This is a genomic window from Bradyrhizobium cedriense, assembly GCF_054602315.1.
This window is the reverse complement of sequence record NZ_JBTSWB010000001.1, coordinates 418,508-440,673: the sequence shown is the minus strand read 5'-3', so window position 1 is coordinate 440,673 and position 22,166 is coordinate 418,508. Positions and strand designations below refer to the sequence as shown.

Annotated in this window: 21 protein-coding genes; 14 read left to right on the top strand and 7 right to left on the bottom strand. The window is 65.5% G+C overall.

The features are described from left to right. Positions 1 to 59: 59 nt before the first annotated feature. The gene (locus tag ACYCVF_RS02140) at positions 60 to 2,453 is read right to left on the bottom strand and encodes a bifunctional diguanylate cyclase/phosphodiesterase (RefSeq protein ID WP_459596902.1); all 2,394 of its coding nucleotides are present in this window, start codon (positions 2,451 to 2,453) and stop codon (positions 60 to 62) included. A 328-nt stretch (positions 2,454 to 2,781) separates the two neighbouring features. Here ACYCVF_RS02140 and ACYCVF_RS02135 point away from each other — a divergent pair, with 328 nt between their 5' ends. Together ACYCVF_RS02135 and ACYCVF_RS02130 are read left to right on the top strand one after the other, a co-directional pair. After that, the gene (locus tag ACYCVF_RS02135; protein WP_459596901.1) at positions 2,782 to 3,948 is read left to right on the top strand and encodes an ABC transporter substrate-binding protein; all 1,167 of its coding nucleotides are present in this window, start codon (positions 2,782 to 2,784) and stop codon (positions 3,946 to 3,948) included. 199 nt (positions 3,949 to 4,147) lie between these two features. Further along, on the top strand, positions 4,148 to 5,629 hold the full coding sequence (locus ACYCVF_RS02130) for a caspase family protein (RefSeq protein ID WP_459596900.1): 1,482 nt from the start codon (positions 4,148 to 4,150) through the stop codon (positions 5,627 to 5,629). 255 nt (positions 5,630 to 5,884) lie between these two features. On the opposite strand, the gene ACYCVF_RS02125 is transcribed toward ACYCVF_RS02130, so the two are convergent. Then, the gene (locus ACYCVF_RS02125) at positions 5,885 to 7,309 is read right to left on the bottom strand and encodes an FAD-binding oxidoreductase (RefSeq protein ID WP_459596899.1); all 1,425 of its coding nucleotides are present in this window, start codon (positions 7,307 to 7,309) and stop codon (positions 5,885 to 5,887) included. An 83-nt stretch (positions 7,310 to 7,392) separates the two neighbouring features. Here ACYCVF_RS02125 and ACYCVF_RS02120 point away from each other — a divergent pair, with 83 nt between their 5' ends. After that, a complete protein-coding gene (locus tag ACYCVF_RS02120; protein ID WP_459596898.1) occupies positions 7,393 to 7,899 on the top strand; it encodes a thioesterase family protein in 507 nt (168 codons plus the stop codon). 193 nt (positions 7,900 to 8,092) lie between these two features. On the opposite strand, the gene ACYCVF_RS02115 is transcribed toward ACYCVF_RS02120, so the two are convergent. After that, on the bottom strand, positions 8,093 to 8,266 hold the full coding sequence (locus tag ACYCVF_RS02115) for a DUF1328 domain-containing protein (protein WP_008556598.1): 174 nt from the start codon (positions 8,264 to 8,266) through the stop codon (positions 8,093 to 8,095). Positions 8,267 to 8,500: 234 nt separating this feature from the next. Here ACYCVF_RS02115 and ACYCVF_RS02110 point away from each other — a divergent pair, with 234 nt between their 5' ends. From ACYCVF_RS02110 to ACYCVF_RS02070, 9 genes are all read left to right on the top strand, one after another. Then, a complete protein-coding gene (locus ACYCVF_RS02110) occupies positions 8,501 to 11,083 on the top strand; it encodes an ATP-dependent helicase (RefSeq protein WP_459606487.1) in 2,583 nt (860 codons plus the stop codon). 8 nt (positions 11,084 to 11,091) lie between these two features. Then, entirely contained in the window at positions 11,092 to 11,379 is a 288-nt protein-coding gene (locus ACYCVF_RS02105; protein ID WP_459596896.1) for a type II toxin-antitoxin system HicB family antitoxin, read from the top strand. An 88-nt stretch (positions 11,380 to 11,467) separates the two neighbouring features. Beyond that, positions 11,468 to 11,884, top strand: coding sequence for a hypothetical protein (locus ACYCVF_RS02100; RefSeq protein WP_459596895.1), 417 nt, complete (start codon positions 11,468 to 11,470; stop codon positions 11,882 to 11,884). Continuing rightward, complete coding sequence (locus ACYCVF_RS02095; RefSeq protein ID WP_459596894.1) at positions 11,884 to 12,552, top strand: OmpA family protein; 669 nt, start codon at positions 11,884 to 11,886, stop codon at positions 12,550 to 12,552. The genes ACYCVF_RS02100 and ACYCVF_RS02095 overlap by 1 nt, the downstream gene beginning before the upstream one ends. Before the next feature lie 36 nt (positions 12,553 to 12,588). Further along, the gene (locus ACYCVF_RS02090; protein WP_459596893.1) at positions 12,589 to 13,239 is read left to right on the top strand and encodes an Mpo1 family 2-hydroxy fatty acid dioxygenase; all 651 of its coding nucleotides are present in this window, start codon (positions 12,589 to 12,591) and stop codon (positions 13,237 to 13,239) included. A gap of 28 nt (positions 13,240 to 13,267) precedes the next feature. Beyond that, complete coding sequence (locus tag ACYCVF_RS02085; RefSeq protein ID WP_459596892.1) at positions 13,268 to 14,299, top strand: NAD-dependent epimerase/dehydratase family protein; 1,032 nt, start codon at positions 13,268 to 13,270, stop codon at positions 14,297 to 14,299. Between the two features lie 26 nt (positions 14,300 to 14,325). Next, a complete protein-coding gene (locus ACYCVF_RS02080; protein WP_459596891.1) occupies positions 14,326 to 14,952 on the top strand; it encodes a methyltransferase family protein in 627 nt (208 codons plus the stop codon). 165 nt (positions 14,953 to 15,117) lie between these two features. Further along, positions 15,118 to 15,327 (top strand): hypothetical protein, encoded by a 210-nt coding sequence (locus tag ACYCVF_RS02075; protein WP_459596890.1) that lies wholly within the window; start codon positions 15,118 to 15,120, stop codon positions 15,325 to 15,327. Between the two features lie 142 nt (positions 15,328 to 15,469). Then, positions 15,470 to 16,774 (top strand): PQQ-dependent sugar dehydrogenase, encoded by a 1,305-nt coding sequence (locus ACYCVF_RS02070; RefSeq protein ID WP_459596889.1) that lies wholly within the window; start codon positions 15,470 to 15,472, stop codon positions 16,772 to 16,774. Between the two features lie 3 nt (positions 16,775 to 16,777). Here ACYCVF_RS02070 and ACYCVF_RS02065 read toward each other — a convergent pair whose 3' ends face one another. From ACYCVF_RS02065 to ACYCVF_RS02055, 3 genes are all read right to left on the bottom strand, one after another. Further along, positions 16,778 to 17,602, bottom strand: a complete 825-nt coding sequence (locus ACYCVF_RS02065) for an aspartate dehydrogenase (protein WP_459596888.1) — start codon at positions 17,600 to 17,602, stop codon at positions 16,778 to 16,780. Positions 17,603 to 17,776: 174 nt separating this feature from the next. Beyond that, positions 17,777 to 18,718, bottom strand: coding sequence for a LysM peptidoglycan-binding domain-containing protein (locus ACYCVF_RS02060; protein WP_459596887.1), 942 nt, complete (start codon positions 18,716 to 18,718; stop codon positions 17,777 to 17,779). Positions 18,719 to 18,819: 101 nt separating this feature from the next. Next, positions 18,820 to 19,539: a hypothetical protein gene (locus ACYCVF_RS02055; RefSeq protein WP_459596886.1), complete on the bottom strand. Its 720-nt coding sequence runs from the start codon at positions 19,537 to 19,539 to the stop codon at positions 18,820 to 18,822. Between the two features lie 289 nt (positions 19,540 to 19,828). On the opposite strand from ACYCVF_RS02055, the gene ACYCVF_RS02050 reads away from it, so the two are divergent. Together ACYCVF_RS02050 and ACYCVF_RS02045 are read left to right on the top strand one after the other, a co-directional pair. Continuing rightward, positions 19,829 to 20,752, top strand: a complete 924-nt coding sequence (locus tag ACYCVF_RS02050) for an ABC transporter ATP-binding protein (protein ID WP_459596885.1) — start codon at positions 19,829 to 19,831, stop codon at positions 20,750 to 20,752. Beyond that, complete coding sequence (locus tag ACYCVF_RS02045; protein WP_459596884.1) at positions 20,749 to 21,510, top strand: ABC transporter permease; 762 nt, start codon at positions 20,749 to 20,751, stop codon at positions 21,508 to 21,510. Before ACYCVF_RS02050 ends, ACYCVF_RS02045 begins: the two co-directional genes overlap by 4 nt. 43 nt (positions 21,511 to 21,553) lie before the next feature. Here ACYCVF_RS02045 and ACYCVF_RS02040 read toward each other — a convergent pair whose 3' ends face one another. Then, positions 21,554 to 21,880, bottom strand: a complete 327-nt coding sequence (locus ACYCVF_RS02040; RefSeq protein WP_459596883.1) for a hypothetical protein — start codon at positions 21,878 to 21,880, stop codon at positions 21,554 to 21,556. Positions 21,881 to 22,166 lie beyond the last annotated feature (286 nt).

The following is a 22,166-nucleotide window of genomic DNA, read 5'->3' as shown; positions in this document are numbered from 1 at the left end:
TTCGGACCATCCGGGACCGCCCGGGTCAAGCGCTTTTCGCGCATGACCGTTCGGCGCGCTCAGGCGGCGTCGCGCCGTGACGGTTTGGCGGGCGCGTCGAACAGGATCCGATCGATCGGATGCGGGCGGCCGAACAGATAGCCTTGCGCAAAATTGACGCCGAGCGCCTTCAGCCGCTCGAACTCCTCGCGGGTCTCGACGCCTTCGGCGGTGACCGACATGTCCAGTCCGCGCGCCAGCGTCACGATGGAGGAGATGATCGCGGAGCTGCGCGGCTGCTGCGTGAGGTTGCGGATGAACGACTTGTCGATCTTGATCTTGTCGAACGGGAACGCGGTCAGGTAGCTCAGCGAGGAATAGCCGGTGCCGAAATCGTCGAGCGCAAGCTCGATGCCGATGCCCTTCAGCCGCTCCATGAAGGCGTGGTTCTCGACGCCGCGCTCGAGCAGCACGGATTCCGTGATCTCGATCTCCAGCCGCTGCGGCGGCAGGCCGGAATCGGCAAGCGCCGCGCTGATCATTTCGAACAGCTCGGCTTCCTTGAACTGGATCGGCGACAAATTGACGGCGACCATGAGATCGAATGGCCAGAGGGCGGCGTCCGCGCAGGCGCGCCGCAGCACGAACTCGCCGAGCGGCACGATCAGCCCGGTCTCCTCCGCAAGCGGGATGAATTGGTCCGGCGGGATCAGTCCGCGCGTCGGGTGTCGCCAGCGCACCAGCGCCTCGAAGCCGCGTCGTTCGCCGCTGAGGGCGTCGACGAACGGCTGGTAATGCACTTCCAGCTGGCACAGCGCGATGGCGTCGCGCAGATCGCCCTCCAGCGTGTTGCGGGCCTCCAGCTCGGCCGACATCGCCTCGTCATAGATGGTGAAGCAATTGCGGCCCGCCGATTTCGAACGATAGAGCGCGAGATCCGCCTTCTTCAGCAGCTGCTCCTGGTCGCTGCCGTGATCCGGCGCGATCGCGATGCCGATGCTGGTGCCGATCTCGACGCGGTGTCCGGGCAGCAGGAACGGCTCGGCCACGAGCTTGGCGATCCGCGCGGCGAGCTCGGTCGCACGAGCATGCTGATCCTCGCAAGCTTTCTGTATGATGGCGAACTCGTCGCCGCCGAGCCGCGCCAGCACGTCGCCGGCGCGCATGGCCGACTTCAGCCGCTGCGCCACCTGGCGCAGCAGCGCATCGCCGGCACCGTGGCCGAGCGAGTCGTTGACGTTCTTGAAACGGTCGAGGTCGAGCATCAGGATCGAGAAGGCCGGACCGTCGCCCTCGCGCCGCCCGTTCAGCTCGTCGAGCCGGGCGAGGAAGAAGGCGCGGTTCGGCAGCCCGGTGAGGATGTCGGTTTGGGCGAGCTCGAGCACCCGCCGGTTCGCCTGCGACAGCCGCCGCGAATTGCGACTTGCGAGCATCAGATAGGTCGACAGCGACAGCGTCAGCAGCATGCCGACGATCAGCACCGCGCCCGCACGATCGTAAGTCGTCGCCAGCGGACCGCCGGCGGTCGGAACCGCCCGCACCTGCCAGTCGGTATCGCCGATCCTGAGACTGCCCGACCAGTGCATGGACCGCGCGATGTCCCCCATCGAGCGCGGCGCGGTGGCGGCCGACGCGTAATCCGGCAGCGTTTCCTCAAGGTTGGCGATCTGTGCCGTGAGGGGCGGGTAGACGTTCATGCTGACCGCGGGGCTTGCTCCGGTGGTCACGCGAATGGACTGGATCAGCAGCGGCAGGTCGAAGATGCCGACGACGAAGCCTGCGAGATTGCGGCGCCGGTCCGCGATCTCCTCGCGTGACGTGCCCTTGGCGTAGACGGGAATGGCGACGAGGACGTCGGGCACGAGGCCGCCCCCCTGCTTCGGCTCGAAGAGGCGCGTGCGAATGGCCGCGACGCGATCGTTGTCACGCGCCCGCTCCAGCATTGCCCGGCGCTCCGGAACGGTCGCGTAGTCCATGCCATAGACCGAAGAGGTCTTCGGCTGGGTCGAGTAGAACACCGGAAAATATTCGTCACCCTGCGGCGCGGTGCCGAACTTCTCCCCCTGCAGCGACTTGATCCGATAGCCGGATACACCGTCCCTGATCGCGGCGACCTCGTATTCTGCGCGCTCCTTGCGGCCGACGCGCGGCAACCAGGCAACACGCAGCATGCCGGGGTGGCGCTCGAACAGGCGGGCGCTGAAGGTCTCGAATTCGCTGCGGGTGACTTCATCGTTGGTCGATTCGAACAGCGTGCGCAGTGCGAGAAGCCTCGAGATGTACTCGTTCATGCCGTTCTGCATGACGATCGCCTGGGTCTCGGCCGCGTTCCCGAACTCGATCCTGTTGACGCGATTTTCCCATCGCGCCACGGCGGCGGCGCCCACGATCGAGAACAGAAGTCCGACGCCGACGGCGACGAGCGCAGGGCGATAGAGCCCGAGCAGCGGCGCGGCACGCCACCATCCAGTCATACGCCTTCGATCCTGATCGTTGTGATCCCGACCGCCCATCTTGAAGCCGCCGTCCCCCTGTCCGCGACAAACCGAACCTCTGGTTGAGGTGCCGGCGCCGCTATCGGAACAAGGCCGCGGTTAAGAACTGCACAATTTCGAAACCCGATCGTTCCGCAGCGCGGAAACTAGTTAATGAAGTGCGCGCATGACCTCGCGTAGTGGAAACAATCTGCCGGTTTTGCCCGGAGTACTACGGATCACCGATGCCGTGCCGTTTAGCGAGCTGTTCAGGCTCGCGAGGATATTTTGCGCCAGGTTTCCTCCAATCATCCGGCAAGACTTCCCGATGTATCGATTTCGATCAGCGAGATCCGCCATCCTAGCCAGCATGCTCCTGGCCGCGACCGCGCTCGCGTCCAGAGGCGACGAGGCCGGCGTCAGCAAGGATGCCGTCCTGTTCGGACAGGCCGCCGCGCTGGAGGGCCCCTCCTCCGCGCTCGGAGTACGGATGCGGCAAGGCATCGTCGCCGCGTTCATGGAGGTCAACGCCAAGGGCGGCGTCAACGGCCGCAAGCTCCAGCTCATCAGTCGCGACGACGGCTACGATCCCGATCGTTCCGTGGCGCAGACGCTGCGCCTGATCGAGGACGACAAGGTGTTCGCGCTGATCGGCGCGGTCGGCACGCCGACCGCGATGGCGACCATTCCGATCACCAGCACCAGGAACGTGCCCTTCATCGGTCCGTTCACCGGCGCCGAGTTCTTGCGCGACCTCGAACTTCCGAACGTCGTCAACATCCGCGCGAGCTACGGCGCGGAGGCGGAAGCCTGGATCAAGCATCTCACGGAGGATCGCAGGTTCACCCGCATCGGCATCTTCTATCAGGACGATTCCTTCGGCCGCGACGGTCTGACCGGCGTGAAGCGCGCGCTCGCCAGGCGGGGCCTCGAACTCGCCGCCGAGGGCACCTTCGAGCGCAACACCCGCGCGGTCGGCCAGGCCTGGCGCATGATCAAGCGTGCCGCCCCAGAGGCCATCGTCATGGTCGGGACCTATGGTCCTTGCGCGGAGTTCATCAAGCTCGCCCATCGCAGCGGCTTCTATCCGACCTTCGTCAACATCTCCTTCGTCGGCGCCAATGCGCTCGCCGCCGAACTCGGCCCCGAGGGAGAAGGCGTCATCGTCTCACAGGTCGTGCCGTTTCCCTGGGACCGCTCGCTCAAGCTCGTCGCCGATTACCAGGCGGCGCAGAAGGCGTTCGATCCGACGCTGACGCCGGATTTCGTGTCGCTCGAAGGCTATCTCGCCGGCCGCCTCGCGGCTGCCGCGCTGGAAGCGGCTGGGTCGAATCCGACGCGCGCGAGCCTGCTGCGCGCGATCAACGATATCGGCCGTTTCGACATCAGCGGCAGCACCTTCACCATCGGCACGCGCATGATCGACACGCCGCCGAAGGTGTTCTTGACGGTGATCCAGAAGGACGGGACGTTCAAGGCGGTGGACCGCCTCTAGGACCTTTCAGGGCCGTCACGTCTGGCGCTCGGCATTGACGGCGCCCTGAGGAGCTCGCTTTTGACGATCGCCTCCACCTGCCGCACCGCCATCTTTCCCATTTTGCCACGGACCTGCGTGATCCAGGGCACAGACGCCCTCATGGCGCAGGCGTAGAAAAGGTGGCATCATCGCGCGCATTGCCGATGGAGGTGATACCATGCGCCGTCCAGCCTTTTCCAATTTGCTTCTTGCGTCCGGTTTTCTTGCACTCACGCAGCTGATGACGCCGACCGATGCCGCCGCCGAAGCCCGGCTCGCGCTCGTGATCGGCCAATCCGCCTATCGCACGGTGCCGGAACTCCCCAACGCCGCCAACGATGCCAAAGGAATGACTGAGCTGCTCGGCAGTGCCGGCTTCACCGTCACCACGGCCGCCAACCTGGCGCAGAACGAGATGCGCGCGGCGATCTCGGACTTCGCGGGCAAGGTCGGTGCCAGCGGCGCCGACACCGTCGCACTGGTGTTCTATGCCGGCCACGGCCTTCAGATCGACGGCGAGAACTATCTGGTGCCGGTCGATCTCGATCCGAAGCGCGAGGCCGACATTCCGCTCCAGGGCGTACGGCTGAACGACCTGCTCAACACCCTCGGCGCGCTGCCGACACGGGCGCGCATCTTCATGCTCGACGCATGCCGCAACAATCCGTTCCCCGCGCTCAGGGGCGCCGGCCACGGACTTGCGATCGTCGACACCAAGGCCGGCGCGCCCGGCTCCTTCATCTCCTATTCGACCTCGCCCGGCGCCGAGGCCGAGGATGGCAACGGCCTCGATAGCCCCTACACCGCGGCCGCGCTGACCATCGCCAAGCAGCCCAATCTGCCGATCGAGGAGGTGTTCAAGCGCATCCGTGTCGCCGTGGCTCAATCGACGGACGGACGGCAGATCCCCTGGGAAAGCTCCTCGCTGACCACGGACTTCAGGTTCTTCGGCGAGAGCAGCGTCCAGACGTCTGCCCTTCCAGGCGCAGATTCGATGGCGCTTGCGAGTGCCACGCGCAGCCTCGAGGACTGGCGCAAGGAATTGCAGGGCAAGCCGGCCATGCTCGCCTATGAACTCGTGATCACCGAGGACACTGTGCCCGCCTATCAGGCCTATATCGAGCTCTACGCACAGGACGCCCGCACGCCGCGCCTGCGCACCGTGCTCGAGCGGCGGCGGCAGATGCTGGCCTGGGAGCGCGCGACCGCGATCAACACCCGTGCCTCGTTCGAGGCTTATCTGGCGAACTGGGACAACAGCGATTTGGCTGCCACCGCGCGCAGGCTGCTGCTCCGCGTCCAGAACCGCAACTATGGCACGCCCGTTGCCGCCGCTGCGGCGCCTGCTCCGGTCGCCGTCGCGATGGCTCCGACCTGCCCGTGCTCGACGCCGTCGCCGGCGACGCCCGTCAATCCGAGCGTTCCGCCCACCATCAAGAAGCGCGTCGACGAGACCCCGCCGAAGCGCAAGGTGGTCGAGACGCCGCCGAAGCCGCGTCGGCCGGCCCCGCCCGACGAAGTGGTCGTCTACGAGCGTGCCCCGCCGCCGCCCCCGCCCGCAGCCGTGGGTGTCGGCATCGGGATCGGAATCGGCATGGGCCGCGGCGGCTACGGCGGTGGCTATGGCGGCCCTGCACGCGGCGACTACCGCAGGTATTGAGCCGATCCGGCATGAACTCGCACCGGCCCGCGCCCATCGCGCGGGCCGCATCTATTGCGACAGCGCCGGACAATCGCGCTGAACGGCTTCCGGCGTCCAGCCTGCCTGGATCGAGCGGAACAGGAGCTATGCCGTCCTGAGAGCGTCGGCCTTCATGCAGAGATCGACCATGCGGCGCACGGCGTCGTCGCGCATCGGATCTTCGGACATCTTCATCGCGATTTCCATGGCGACCCGGGCGGCTGGCGCTGTGCGCTATGCTTCCGGCACGATCTTGCCCGGATTGAAGATGTTGAGCGGATCGAGCGCCTTCTTCAGCGCCCGCATCGCATCAAGCGCCTCGGCGCCGAGCTCCGCCTTGAGATATTTCTGCTTGCCCTGGCCGATGCCGTGCTCGCCGGTGCAGGTGCCGTCCATCGCCTGCGCGCGCTCGACCAGGCGATGCATGAACTCCTCGCCGCGGGCCATCTCGGCCGGATCGTTGGTGTCGCACACCAGCGAGCAGTGAAAATTGCCGTCGCCGACATGGCCGACGATCGGCGACAGCAGGTTGAGGCGTTTGAGATCGTCCTCGGTCTCGCTGACGCAATCGGCAAGCCGCGAGATCGGCACGCAGACGTCGGTCGCGACCACGCCGATGCTGTCGCCGGGACGCAGCGCCTTCACCGACCAATAGGCGTCGTGCCGCGCCTGCCAGAGCTTGGTGCGGTCTTCAGGCTTTGTGGTCCAGGAGAAGTCGCCGCCGCCGCAATCCTTTGCGATCTCGCCGAATGACTTCGACTGCTCGGCGACCTCGATCTCGCTGCCGTGGAATTCCATCAGGAGCAGCGGCGTCTCCGGCAGAGTCAACTTCGAATAGGCGTTGCAGGCCTTCACCTGCGCGGCATTGAGCAGCTCGATGCGCGCGACGGGAATACCGGTCTGGATCGCCAGGATCACGGCCTGGCAGGCGCCGTGCACGGTCTCGAACGACACCGCGCCCGCCGCGATCGTCTCGGGAATGCCGCGCAGGCGAATGGTCAATTCCGAGATGATGCCGAGCGTGCCCTCGGCGCCGACGAACAGATGCGTGAGGTCGTAGCCGGCCGACGACTTCTTCGCACGCGTGCCTGTCGTGATGATCTCGCCGTCACCGCGCACGACTTTCAGCGCCAGCACGCTGTCGCGCATGGTGCCGTAGCGCACCGCATTGGTGCCGGAGGCGCGAGTCGAGGCCATGCCGCCGAGCGAGGCGTCCGCGCCGGGGTCGATCGGGAAGAACAGGCCCTGGTCGCGCAGATGCTCGTTCAGCGCCTTGCGGGTCACGCCGGGCTGGATCACGCAGTCAAGATCCTCGGCGTGTACCGCCAGCACCTTGTTCATGTCGCGCAGGTCGATCGAGATACCGCCCGCGGGCGCGTTGACCTGGCCCTCGAGCGAGGTGCCGGTGCCGAAGGCAATGACCGGCACGCGGTTCTTGGCGCAGATCCGCACCACGTCCTGGATGTCGGCAGTCTCCTGCGCCATCACCACGCCGTCCGGCGGCTGGTTGGGGATCCATGTGGTGGTATGGCCGTGCTGCTCGCGTACGGCCTGCGAGGTGATGAGGCGGTTGCCGAAGCGCGCGGCAAGCTGCTCCAGCGCGCTCGCGAGGGCTTTCGGCGCCGGCCGCGGCGGATTATTGGTGATGGTCGTACCCACGGAATTCCTCCCGAAAGAAGAACCGTGGCAAAGGACATAAAACCGGTCAAGTCAAGCGACCGGACGCATAGCTGGAAGGAAACATGCCGCAGACCGCCGCCTCAGCACCCAAAGCCGAGCCGTTCCGTGCCTCGATCATGCAGATCGAGCCGCAATGGATCGACTACAATGGCCATCTCAACATGGCCTATTACAACGTGATGTTCGACCGGGCGATCGACCAGATGTGGCTCGAGCTCGGGATCGGACCGACCTACATGAAGGAGCGCGGCGGCTCGACCTTCACCGCCGAATGCCATGTGCGGTACCTGCGCGAAATCCACCTCGGCGATCCCGTGCAGATTTTCGTTTGGCTGCTCGAGGCCGACGACAAGCGGCTGCACACGTTCGAGGAGATGAGGCACGCAAGCGAAGGCTGGCTGTCGGCAACGTCCGAGAACATGTCGCTGCACATGGACATGACAGCGCGGCGCGTTGCGCCCTTTCCGGCCGATATCCGCGAGCGCATCGCTGCGGTGACGAAGGCCCATAGCGCCGTGCCGCGACCCGAGGGCATCGGCCGAAACGTGGCGATGCCCTCGAAGCGGTAGTTTCAAGCGCTGCCGCAGCGTTGTAGCCGCGGCCTGAGCGCGCGCCTCGTCCTTCGAGACGACCGCTTCGCGGTCTCCTCAGGATGAGGCTAAGCAGCATTTGCGCTCTTCGAGACTGCTGCCGCACACACTGCCCTCATCCTGAGGGCCCGCCGAAGGCGGGCGTCTCGAAGGATGCACCGCGGGGATAGCGCTATATCCTGTTGCGGCCGCGCGCCAGACCGACCACGGCCGAGACCAGGAACAGGACGACCGCGATGAAGAAGATGATCTTGGCGATCTCGATCGAAGCGCCGGCGATGCCGCCAAAACCCAGGATGCCGGCGATCAGTGCAATAACCAGAAACGTCACAACCCAGCCAAGCATGCTCAAACCCTCGTCTTGATGTGTTTGCGTCCGGCGCGGCCAGCCGCGCCACCTGCCCAGACAATCTCGAGGCGGGAACGATTGTTCCGACCCACCCAGGCGCGAAATTCGCAGCTTTCGCCGGAACAATTCGGCCTGCCGCGCACGTGGAAAACCCTGTCTCGGCGCCCCATATAGGACCAATCCCTGTTAGAAGGCTCCCTTCCGTCGCCCCGCGGTGCCATCGTCGGGCCCATGATTCGCATGACCGAGCCGAGCAAGATCACGTCCCAGACTGTCCCCGACCACCAGCCCGCAGCCGGCGGCATCGCTGCGCGTGCGCGGGCCTCGGTGGGCCCGAAATACCTCTCGGGGCTCAATCCGGAGCAGCGGGAGGCCGTGGAGACGCTGGACGGCCCGGTTCTCGTGCTGGCCGGCGCCGGCACCGGCAAGACGCGCGTGCTGACCACGCGCATCGCCCATATCCTGAGCCAGGGCCGCGCCCGTCCCGCCGAGATCCTGTCGGTGACCTTCACCAACAAGGCCGCGCGCGAGATGAAGCACCGGCTCGGCCAGATGCTCGGCCATGCCGTGGAAGGCATGCCGTGGCTCGGCACCTTCCACTCCATCGGCGGCCGCATCCTGCGCTTCCATGCCGAGCTGGCGCAGCTCAAATCGAACTTCACCGTGCTCGACGTCGACGATCAGGTGCGGCTCTTGAAGCAGCTCCTGCAAGCCGAGAACATCGACGACAAGCGCTGGCCGGCCCGCATGCTGGCCGGCCTGATCGACGGCTGGAAGAACCGCGGCCTGATGCCGTCTCAGGTGCCCTCGGGCGAGGCCGCGGTGTTCGCCAACGGCAAGGGCGGCAAGCTCTATGCGAGCTACCAGGAGCGGCTGAAGATCCTGAACGCCGCCGATTTCGGCGATCTCTTGCTCGAGAACATCCGGATCTTCCGCGAGCACCCGGATATCCTGCGGCAGTACCAGCAGCGCTTCAAATACATCCTGGTGGACGAGTACCAGGACACTAACGTCGCACAGTATCTGTGGCTGCGGCTGTTGTCGCAGGCGCCTTCGAAGCCTGCCGCCTCCACTGTCATTCCGGGGCGGCTCGAAGAGCCGAACCCGGAATCCCGAGATGAGGCCTCAGCTCTGGATTCCGGGTCTGCGCCTTCGGCGCATCCCGGAATGACTGTGGCTCCTGCAGCTCCTACCAAGAACATCTGCTGCGTCGGTGACGACGACCAGTCGATCTACGGCTGGCGCGGCGCCGAGGTCGACAACATCCTCCGCTTCGACCACGATTTCCCCGGCGCCAAGGTCATTCGCCTCGAGCGCAACTACCGCTCGACCGGCCACATCCTCGCAGCCGCCTCGCATTTGATCGCGCACAATGAAGGCCGGCTCGGCAAGACGCTGCGCACCGAGGACCAGGACGGCGAGAAGGTCACGGTGACCGGCTCCTGGGATTCGGAAGAGGAAGCGCGCGGCATCGGCGAGGAGATCGAACAGCTGCAGCGCCAGGGCGAGAAGCTCAACGAGATCGCGATCCTGGTGCGCGCCTCCTACCAGATGCGCGAATTCGAAGATCGTTTCGTCACGCTCGGCCTGCCCTATCGCGTCATCGGCGGCCCGCGCTTCTACGAGCGCGCCGAGATCCGTGACGCTCTGGCCTATTTGCGCGTCATCAACTCGCCAGCCGACGATCTCGCCTTCGAGCGCATCGTCAACACGCCCAAGCGCGGCCTCGGCGACGCCACCGTGCAGATGCTGCACGACCATGCCCGCAAGCGCCGCATTCCCCTGTTCGAATCGGCGCGCGCCGTGGTCGAGACCGCCGAGCTGAAGCCGAAGGCGCGTGGGTCTTTGCGCGACCTCGTCGCCCAGTTCGACCGCTGGCGCGCCCAGCGCGAGGTCACCGCGCACACGGACCTCGCCCAGATCGTCCTCGACGAGAGCGGCTACACCGAGATGTGGCAGAAGGACCGTTCGGCGGATGCCGCGGGCCGGCTGGAGAACCTGAAGGAGCTGGTGCGCTCGATGGAGGAGTTCGAGAACCTGCAAGGGTTCCTTGAGCACATCTCTCTCGTGATGGACCGCGAGGGCGGTGCCGAGGAGGACGCGGTGTCGCTGATGACGCTGCACTCGGCCAAGGGCCTCGAATTCGACAACGTGTTCCTGCCGGGTTGGGAGGAAGGCCTGTTCCCGAGCCAGCGCACGCTCGACGAACAGGGCCGCGCTGGCCTCGAGGAGGAGCGCCGGCTCGGCCATGTCGGCCTCACGCGCGCGAGGCGGCGCGCAAAGATCTATTTCGCGACCAATCGGCGGATCCATGGCACCTGGTCGACCACGATCCCGTCGCGCTTCCTCGACGAATTGCCTGCGGCCAATGTCGAGATCACGGAATCCAAGGGCGGCTCGGCCTGGGGCGGCACCGGCGGCTACGGCGCCTCGCGCTTCGACGACATGGAGGCGTTCGGCTCGACCTATTCGACGCCAGGCTGGCAGCGCGCCCAGGCCAATCGCAATCGCGGCGGTGGCCGCAATGCTGGCGGTAGCGGCGGCTTCGAGGAACAAGCCTCGTCGTTCTCGTCCGCCTCCTCAGGCCCCGATTTCGGCAGCTTCTCCTCGCGCCGCCGCGGCCCTCTGACGATCGAGGGCGAGTTGGTCGCCAAATCGACCGGCACGACCTCGGAATTCTCGCTGTCCGACCGCGTCTTCCACCAAAAGTTCGGCTACGGCCGCGTCACCAGGATCGACGGCAACAAGCTCACCATCGCCTTCGACAAGGCCGGCGAGAAGAAGGTCGTGGACAGTTTCGTGCAGCGGGCCTGAGGCCCGTCGTGGCACAGTACATCGCCATCATCGAAGACCTCGGCCCGGACGAAGCAATCAGCCTGTGGTTTCCCGATCTGCCCGGCTGCATTTCCGGCGGCGACGACGTCGAGGAGGCCCTGGAGAATGCGCCCGAGGCTCTCGCGTTCTATGCGCAGGAGCTGATCGCGGAGGGCCGGCAGCTCCCGCCGCCGCGAACCCTGGACGAGCTCAAGGCGGATCCTGATGTGGCCAACGACCTCAGGAAACACGCGGTCGCCCTGATCGAATGGCCGCCCCTCGACGCCGCGGGGTGAGGATTGTTCGCCGCACTCGCCGGACTCCCGACAGTTCTGGTCCGAACAGGCCTTGACCATCGTGAACTTCCCCGTATCAGATAAAGCCATGGTTCGGGGCTCCGTCACACTGATCGTGCTTGCATTGGGGATGCCGTCGCTTGCGGCGGCGCAAACCGTGAGCTTTGGCGATTCGATCGGAAAGCTGGCAGCGAGCTGCGGCGCGGAAATCGTTGCCAATTGCCGCGGCGTCAATCCGGATTCGAACCGGCTGAAGGAGTGCCTGTCGCGCAACCGCGACGTGCTGTCCCCGCAATGCGCGAGCGAGTATTTCGGCGTGTTCGACGCCATCCAGAAGCGCGTCGCCGCGCGCGTCACGGTGGCGAACGCCTGCCAGCGCGAGATCGTCAAGGTCTGCGGTGGCTCGACCAAGGAGACCAGCAAGTCGGTCCCCTGCCTGGTCTCGACGCCCAAGGGCATCAGCAACAACTGCCTGAAGGCCGTTGACGACGCGGGGTATCGCTGATGCGCGCGCGCAGGCTCTTCATTGCCGGAACGATCGTTGCGCTGGGGCTCGCTCTTCGTGCGGGCGCCGCCGGCGCGCAGACGGCAGCGCCGACCCGCGACGACATCATCGGCAGGCTGAACCATTTCGAAGAAGCCGCCGAGGTCGATCTGCCCGCGCTGAAACAGCAGGTGATGGAGCGCGCCAAGACCAGGATCAAGAACGATCCGGGACCGGTGAACCGGCCGCTGATCGCGCCTGAGCTCGCCAAGCTGCCGGCCTTCAACGCGCAGATCCAGTTCGACGCCGACACGCCGATCATCCAGCCGGCCTCCTACCAGACCGTCGGCCGGATCGCGGATGCGCTGGTTCATTCCTCGCTGCTGCCCTACACTTTCCTGATCGTCGGTCACGTCGAATCCAATTCGAAGACGCGTGAGGCCAATGCGATCCTGAGCCAGCGGCGGGCCGATGCGATCCGCGACGTGCTGGTGAACACGTTCAAGATCTCGACCAAGCGGCTGCATCCGATCGGCCTCGGCGAGGAGCAATTTCTCGACCGGGCCAAGCCGACCTCTGCCGTCAACGGCCAGTTGCAGATCCTGACCTATGCCAAGCTGCCGGAGGAGGCGCCGCGTCCGGCTGCAGCACCTGCGCCTGCGGCGAAAAAACCGGCCAAGAAACGCTGAGCGAAAGCTACTCCGCGACTGACGGAACCCCTTGAAGTGCAGGCGTTTTGCAGCCTGTTCCAGGCGCGCAAACACGGTCTTGCGCGACGCAAGCACCGGTTTGTGCACCGTCCGGCCCAGTGCTATAGGCTCTGTTCGCCCTTCCCGCCCCTGCTGCATGAGACCGAAATGGGTGGCTTTTTTCAGCGCCAACTTGCCGTTTATGTCGAGTACCATCGCGATCCCCGGAACACGGCGATGCATGTGGTCGGCATCCTCCTGCTGTTCACCGGCGCCGTGCTGCCGCTGACGCTGGTGAAGCTTCCGCTGTTCGGTTTCAACGTCAGCCTGGCGGTGATCCTGGCCTTGCCGGTATTGATTTATTGGCTGCTGCTCGACGTGGCGCTCGGGCTCGGCATTCTGGCCGTCTCCATCGTGCTGTTTTCGGTTGCCACGACCATTGCGGCGCAAGTCAGCACCGCGACGATGTGGGCGATTTTCGCCACGCTGGTGGCGCTCGGCTTCGCCGCGCAGACCATCGGCCACAAGGTTTTTGAGGGCCGCGAAGCCTCGTTGTTCACGTTTCCCTCGCATCTTTTGCTTGGGCCGATGTTCGTGATGGCAAAATTATTCATTGCATTGGGCTTCCGTCGCGACCTTGCCGCGATTCTGGCGCCTCTTCCGGCCAATTCCCTGTCGACCCAATAACTCCAAAAGCGAAACAGCAACCTTCTGCATGGCTCTCGTCCTGGTTACCGGTGGCAGTGGCTTCATCGGACATCACCTCGTAGATGCGCTCCGCGCCCGTGGGCAGCGGGTCCGTATTCTCGATGTCCGTGCGCCGGCCGGGACGAACGCGGAGGTTGAGCACGTCCAGGGCTCGGTGCTGGACTGCGCCGCGGTCGATGCTGCGATGGCCGGTGTCGACCAAGTCTATCACCTTGCCGGGCTACCCGGCATGTGGGTCGCCAACAAGCAGGACTTTCACGACGTCAATTGCCGCGGCACCGAGATCGTGCTCGCGGCCGCCATGAAGCGCGGCGTCTCGCGCTTCCTGCACTGCTCGACCGAGTCGATCCTGTTCCCGTATACGGAGCTCAACGGTGTTCCCGCCGAAGAGGCGCTGCAGCCCGTCGACGCGATGCCCGGCGCCTATACGCGGTCGAAGTCGCTCGCCGAACATCATGCCACGAAGGCGGCCGCCGCAGGGTTCCCCCTCGTGATCGGCACACCGACCATGCCGATCGGAGCGGCCGACAACAATCTGACGCCACCGACCGCGATGCTCTGGTACTTCCTCCAGAAGAAGGTACAGCCGCATCTCAATTTCCTGGTGAACCTTGTCGACGTCCGCGACGTCGCGATGGGCCTCTTGCTGACCATGGAGCGCGGCCGCCTCGGCCAGCGCTACATTCTCGGCGGCGATTGCCTGCCGCTCGGCAACATCCTGCGCATGATGTCGGCAATGAGCGGCCGCCGGCAGTTTCCGGTCGTCGTGCCCGGCAAGATCGCCGAGCTCTCCGCCATCATGCTCGAATACATCGCCGATCACGTCACCCGCCGGCCGCCCAACGGCACCGCCGAAGGCGTGCGCATCGCGCTCGCCGCGAGCGACCTCTCGATCGGCAAGGCGTGCACCGAGCTCGGCTATTCGCCCCGTCCGATCGAGCCGGTCTTGCGCGAAACCGTCACCCATCTGCTCGCCCGCAACGGTCAGCAGGCCTCTGGCGCCATCAAGCATCACGCGCTCTCCTCGCGCGCGAGCTGAGCCGCCGCCCAACGCAAAGAACCTTCATGTCCTTTGATTTCAGCAAGCTTCTCTCTGTCGCCTGGGGTGGCTGGACCACGACCTGGCCGACGCAACTGCTCGCCCTGATCTGGCTCGCCTGGCTCGCCAGCTGGGTCGGCGCCTCGTTCTGGCAAGGGCGCACCCAAAAGCAGGTGATGACGCTGGAGTCGGGGCGCTATCGCATTCCGATCCTGGTCGGCGGCATCCTGTTCACGCCGTGGACCGCGGAAGTGCTGAACGAGAAGCCGCTCTGGGTGTTCAGCAACCTGGCTGTCTACATCACGGCCCTGATCGTGCTCGCGGGAATCTCCTTCACCTGGTGGGGCCGGCTGCATCTCGGAAAATTCTGGTCCAACACCATTACCCAGAAGGAAGACCACCGCGTCATCGACACCGGCCCTTACGGCATCGTGCGCCATCCGATCTACACCGGCCTGATCGCCGGCATGCTCGCCACCGGCATCGCGGTCGGCACGGTCACCGCGATCCTCGGCGCGATCCTGATCTCGCTCGGCATGTGGCAGAAGGGCCGAATGGAAGAAGTATTCTTGTCAAAGGAACTCGGCGAGGATGCCTACGGCGCCTATTGCCGCCGCGTGCCGATGATCATTCCGTTCCTGTCGCCGCGGTAAGCTGTCGAGCGCGAGACCTGTAGCCGCATGAGCAAAGCGACATGCGGGATCAGTCGCCCCGGATGTCGCTTCGTTCATCCGGGCTACGAAATCTGCGCCAAGGAACCGGCCCCACGCTCGTCCGTTACCCCCTCGACACCTGCACCAGCCGCAGAGCATCGAGCCATGTCGGACGCCTACGATTATTTTCGCGCGCACGCGATTGCTGCCCTCCGAAAGGCGCGGGCATTGCCGCGTGGCCGGAGCAAGCAGAAGCAGCGCACGGTGGCGCGGGTCTATCATCTCCTGTCCCGGGAGGCCGCGCTGGCGCCGAACATCCACCACCTGGAGGATTTTCGCGCGGCACGGCGGCTGGAGCGGCAGATCGGCCGCTGATCTCCAGGCCGGGCGCGCAAGCGTTCGCCCCATGCAAATTCGATCAGCTGCCATTCCCCGGGAATAAGCCCCGGCGGCGCGCCACACAGGTTGACGTCTGCCCCGCCAGCCAGTTGGATGCGCGCGCAAACAGGGGCTTCTTATGACGTTTTCCAGCATCTTCGCGCAGTTCGTCGCGTTCCTCGGCGGCATCGCGCTGCAATGGCGGCGGATGTCAGGCACCGAGCCCACGCCGGCCTGGGGAGAGAAGCCGGCCATTCCCGAAGCCAAGCCGCAAGGCGCGATCCCCACCCTGAAGATGCCGACCGCCCGCGGCTGGCGCGAGGGCCAGAAGCCGACGGTCGCGCCCGGGCTCAAGGTCAATGCGTTCGCGACCGGCCTCGACCATCCGCGATGGATCGAGGTGCTGCCCAACGGCGACGTGCTGATCGCGGAAGCGACGCAGATTGCGGGTCCCCCGCGCACCGTGTTCCACTATGCGATGCAGGCGACGATGCGGCGTGCCGCTGCGCTCGGCGTTTCCGCCAACCGCATCACGCTCCTGCGCGACAAGGACGGCGACGGCGTCGCTGAATATCGCGGCGCCTTCATGGAGAACCTCAGCCAGCCCTTCGGCATGGCGCTGGTCGGCGACACCTTCTATGTCGGCAACACCGATGGGGTGATGGCCTTTCCTTACGTCGCCAATGCCGACCGCATCGCCGCCCCGGGCAAGCGGCTCACCACGTTCAAGCCGGGCGGGCACTGGACGCGCAGCCTGCTCGCGAGCCCCGACGGCAGGAAGCTCTATGCCGGCGTCGGCTCACTCAGCAACATCGCCGAGATGGGCATGGAGGTCGAGGAAGGCCGCGCCGCGGTCTACGAGCTCGACCTCGTCGCCGGCACGCATCGGGTTTTCGGCGCGGGGCTGCGCAATCCGGTTGGATTGGCGTGGGAGCCGAACACGAACGTGCTCTGGACCGTAGTCAACGAGCGCGACGGGCTCGGCGACGAGACGCCGCCTGACTATCTGACCTCGGTGCGCGACGGCGGCTTCTACGGCTGGCCCTATTGCTACTGGGGCAAGACGGTGGACGACCGCGTGCCGCAGGATCCGGCGATGGTCGCCAAGGCGCTTCAGCCGGACTACGCGCTCGGCGGCCACACGGCCTCGCTCGGCCTGTGCTGGATGCCGGCGGGCACGCTACCGGGTTTCCCCGACGGCATGGTGATCGGCCAGCACGGCTCGTGGAATCGCAGCACGCTCTCCGGCTACAAGCTGGTCTTCATCCCATTCGAGAACGGCAAGCCGTCCGGCCCCGGTCGCGACATCCTGTCGGGCTTCCTGTCCCCGGACGAAAAGGAATCCTACGGACGTCCGGTCGGCGTGGTGATCGGTCCCGACAAGACGTCGCTGCTGATGGCCGACGACGTCGGCAACGTGATCTGGCGCGTCACGGGCGCGTAAGGATCACGTCCCCACACACAACGTGGCGCGCTGCTTGCGCAGCAGCGCGATCATGGACAGCGCCGTGATGATTCCGGTCTTGGGATTCTCGGACGGGATATTCTCGATTCCCATCGAGAACCGCGCCGAATCCGCCTCGACCTCGATGCGGTGAACATTGCGCGTTACGGTCGGATCGGCCCAAACCTGGATCTGAGTGCGATCGGGGCCGATTCCGGCAAGCGAGAGTGCAACGGCGACGTTGACGTTCGCCGGAAAGCCCTTCGCCGCTTCGCGCGCGCTACCCTCGAACAATTTGAGCGGCGCGCGCAGATTGTCGATGTCGATCTTGTTCTCGACGATGAACGGCGCGCCCTTCAGCCCGTCGATCGGCTTGCGCGTCACCATCTTGACCGAATGGATGGTGCCGATCGCGGCGGCGTTGACGGCATCGAGCCCGATCAGCGCGCCGGTTGGCACGAGGATGCGGCCTCCATTGACACGTGCGAGATCGACGAGATCGAAATTGTCGAGCAGTCCGCCGACGCTGACGACGACCGCGGCCTTGCCGCGCTTCACTGCGGGCTCGACGATTGCCCTCAACTGGCTGCTCGGAGCGCATTCGACCACGATGTCGGCGGCATCGCCGAGCTGGTCGACTGGCAGGATTTGTGGTGTACGGCGCAGGCCGTCGAGGAAGGCCTGATGCTTTGCGGAATCCCGCACCGCGACGGCGGACAGCGACAGGCCCTCGATGCCCTGGTCGAGCGCAATCGCGATCTTGGTGCCGATGGAGCCCAGCCCCGCAATGGCCACCCGCAACTCGTTCGAAGCTTTCCGCTCAGTCATCGCACCCTGCCTTCCGGTTCGACTGACGTCATAGCGTATCATTTTCCGGATAAGCCAGCGCGAACTGGTTCGCCTTGCGCGTCGGCGCGCCCGGCGTGGGCTTGCGGAGGCTGCCCCTCGAAATTTGCTGTGCAGATTCGACCTTTCCCGCACGCGGGCAGAGGTGCCGTGCCCCTACCGCCGCCCCGTCGGGGCCGGCGGCGTTGCCATCGCCGCCGCAGGCTCGGGCGGCGTCAGGTGGCGCGGGACGATGACGGTCTGGCCCGGCGTGAGCTGCGCGTTCTCGGGCAGCGAGTTGCTCTGCGCCAGCGTCCACAGCGGCACGCGGTTGGCTGCGGCGATGCTCTCCATGGTGTCGCCGCGGCGCACCGGGACCCGCACGCCGGAGTCCCACAATTCGACCAGCGTATCCGCAGGCACGAGATAGCGCAGCGGCACGGCGTCGGCCTGCGTCTGCGGCGGTATGCGCGGCAGCTGCGTGATCATCTCGACGATCTGGCGGTGGATGTCGTCCGACTTCTCGATGTTGATGTGGCTGACGCGCGCGTTTTCCTTGAGATCGTAGCTCGCATAATGCCCGCGATAGCCGGGCACGGCGACGACGTCGCCGCCGCCGAGCACGCTGTCGGACAGGAAGATGTTGATGAACCGCTCGACATTGAGCGGCACGTCGCCGGTCGCATGCGCGGGATCGATGGCGATGACGAGGCTGACCGGGATGTTCTCCTTGGCCGCCATCTCGGAGATGACGATCGAGCACAGGCCGCCCATGGAATGGCCGATCAGCACGATGGGCGCAGCCTTCTCCTTGTAGCTGGCGATGGCGCGATCGCCGATCCACCGGCAGATGGTGAATTCGTAGACGTTGGCCGAGAAGCCAGCGTTGGTTAGCTTCTCTTCGAGCCGATCCATGCCGGTCGAGAAGATCGGACCCATGGCGCCGCGGAAAAGGTAGATTTTTGGCGGCGGCAATGGCTCGAACGGCGGAGGCGGCGGCGCCGCGGCGGGGGCGGCCGCGGTGGTCTTGGACTTGGCTGGTGTGGCAGCGGCCGTGCCGGTGCCGAAGGCGAGCAGCGCAATCGCTGCCAGCACGACAATTCGCCTTGGATCAAGCATCAATCCAGTAGTCCCACCACCGGAGGCGGTCGCCTCCCCTGCGGTACTTCATGACCGTGGATTTGGCGGATTTTGCGGCGCCGAAACGCTGCCGATTTGACTTAATTCCGTGCCGGAGCGCTCGCCGCTGCCGAGCGTGCCTGTCGCGGCGTGCCGGGTTCGGCGACCGGCGCTGCCGGTGCGCGCGAGCGCTTGATCGCAGCATCGATCTCCGCAATCACACGGCGCTGGATCGCCTCGTTCTTGTCGATGGAGACGTGGCCGACGCCGGTGCCGCGCACGTCGACATTGTCGAGCTTGCCGCGAAAACCCGCTGCGGCCCGCACCGGCTCGCCGGGACCATCGCCGATATAGATGTTGATGTAACGCTCCGCGCCGGTCGAGAGCTTTGTCTTGAACACGGAATCGAGACCGATCGCGAGCTTCACGGGCACGCCGAGCTGATTGAGCTTGGCAATCATGTCCGGCAGCGCGGTCGCGCCGGAGGAATGGCCGACCAGGACAATGGTCTTGAGCCGGCCTGCCCTGTAGGCGGCGGCGGCTTCATCGGCGAGCGAGGACCATGAGACGAAGTTGGAAACGGTCACCGGAATGCCCTGCGCCTGGAGCCGGGCGCCGATCGTGTCGAGCCCGAGCGAGAAGATGTTGAGCACGCCGCGGAGCAGGTAGACATGCGTGGTCGCCGCCGCGGCTTGGCTCGGAGCAGCCTTGGCGGTGGTCGGGCTGATGGCAACAGCTGACAGCAGGAGCAGGCCCACCGCCCACGCGCGGAGGACGGACAACTGGCTGGCGCCAGCGATGTGACGGCCGTTCGGTCTCATCGATTTTTTCCCTGGGGACGATACGCTTCGCGATTGGCCGGAATCGTAGCCACGCCCTGCTCGCAGACGCAACAAAGAGCCGCGTGAGCGACAATCTTAGCAGCGGGCCGTGACCATCGCGCAACACTTGCCCGAAACAAGCCACCGAAGCGCCTGTTTTGAGACCATTTTCCTCCGGGGAATTGCGGGCCGAGAACAGCGTTCCTATTTCAGGGCTCCGCCGACCTGCCCTCCCAGGATGGGTCCGCCCATCCCTTCCCCAGTTCGTCCCCTCAGCCTTGCGGCCATCATGTCCTCCATCATCTCCGTCGCCAATCTGTCGAAGACCTATGGGTCCGGCTTCAAGGCGCTCAAGAACGTCAATCTCGACATCAGGCGCGGCGAAATATTCGCGCTGCTCGGCCCGAACGGTGCCGGCAAGACCACGCTGATCTCGATCGTCTGCGGCATCGCCAACCCGAGCGAGGGTCGCGTTCTCGTAGGCGGCGAGGACATTCAGACTTCCTACCGCAAGGCGCGCTCGCTGATCGGCCTCGTGCCGCAGGAGTTGCACACAGATGCATTCGAGAGCGTGTGGGCGACCGTGAGCTTCTCACGCGGGCTGTTCGGCAAGCCGAAGAATCCCGCACATATCGAGAAGGTGCTGAAGGACCTCTCGCTGTGGGACAAGAAGGATAGCAAGATCATCACCCTCTCCGGCGGCATGAAGCGCCGCGTGATGATCGCCAAAGCGCTGTCGCACGAACCGCAGATCCTGTTCCTGGACGAGCCGACCGCGGGCGTCGACGTCGAGCTGCGCAAGGGAATGTGGGAGGTCGTGCGCGGCCTTCAGCAGTCCGGCGTCACCATCATCCTCACCACGCACTACATCGAGGAAGCCGAGGAGATGGCCGACCGCATCGGCGTCATCAACAAGGGCGAGATCGTGCTGGTCGAGGACAAGACGACCTTGATGCAGAAGCTCGGCAAGAAGCGCCTGACGCTGCATCTGCAGGGCAAGATCGCCTCGCTGCCGGAGAGTCTGCGCCACTACGAGCTCGAGCTCTGCGACGGCGGCGCGACGCTGGTCTACGATTACGACACCCAGGGCGAGCGCACCGGCATCACAAGCCTGCTCGGCGACCTCCGCGCCGCGGGCATCCGTTTCAACGATCTCGACACGACGCAGTCGTCGCTCGAGGACATCTTCGTCGATCTCGTGAGGACGTCATGAATCACCGCGCCATCCGCGCCATCTATCTGTTCGAAATGGCACGCACCTGGCGCACGCTGCTGCAAAGCATCGTCTCGCCCGTGGTCTCGACGTCGCTCTATTTCGTGGTGTTCGGCGCCGCGATCGGCTCGCGTATCAGCCAGGTCGAGGGCGTCAGCTACGGCACCTTCATCGTGCCGGGCCTGATCATGCTCTCGGTGCTGACGCAGAGCATCGCCAACGCCTCCTTCGGCATCTACTTCCCGAAATTCACCGGCACGATCTACGAGATCCTGTCGGCGCCGATTTCCTATTTCGAGATCGTGCTCGGCTATGTCGGAGCCGCCGCGACCAAGTCGATCATTCTGGGCCTCATCATCCTGGCAACGGCTGGGCTCTTCGTTCCATTGCACATCCAGCATCCGGTCTGGATGCTGGCCTTCCTGGTGCTGACAGCGGTGACGTTCAGCCTGTTCGGCTTCATCATCGGCATCTGGGCCGACGGCTTCGAGAAGCTGCAGATGATCCCCATGCTGGTGGTGACGCCGCTCACCTTCCTCGGCGGCAGCTTCTATTCGATCGACATGCTGCCGCCCGCCTGGCGAACGGTGGCGCTGCTCAACCCGGTCGTCTACTTGATCTCCGGCTTCCGCTGGAGCTTCTACGAGATTGCGGACGTCAGCATGGCCGTCAGCGTCGGGATGACGCTGGCGTTCCTGGTGATCTGCCTCATCGTGATCTGGTGGATTTTCCGGACGGGATATCGGCTGAAGAACTGATCGTCATTCCGGGGCACGCGCGGCCTTCCGGAATGACCAGGGATCACCTGTAGCAGTGAAAGCGGTGATGGCGGTCATAGTATCCGCGGCAGCGATGACGGTAGTGACGGTGGGGAATGCCGAGCGCGCCTTCGACGGCCCCAACGGCGCCGCCGACACCGGCGCCGACGACCCCGCCAACTGCGCCGCCGACCGGACCTGCGATCCGGTTGCCCTCGTAGGAGCCTTCCTGGGCGCCGCGCACGATGCCCTGGGCGTGGCCGGCTTGCGGCAGCAACACCAGCGGGAGCAGGAAGGCAGCGGCTGCGAACAGCAGTCGGACGGGCAAGCCGGCCGGCAATGGCGCGGCGGCGACGCGGGCTTTGTTCATCTTCGGTCCCAGAAAGCTATGAGGGTGAATGACGGCGGTCGCCGCCTGTCGAGGGTAGCCATGATCAACGCCAGGAGCGGCGGAATGGTTGCGCCTTTGTGACGAATTGTCGGTGTTGTGAACGCGCCTCCGCTCGCGAAAATGTCAGCGCTGCCGCGCATATCGCGGCACAGAGCGGCCTTGCTTACGCCCGGCATCGCGTTAACGATGGGCTTGCAGCTCGCTGGAACGAAAGCCGGATTGCAGGCAGAGTGCACGCCGGGGACGGAGAGCCGCGGCGCCTAGC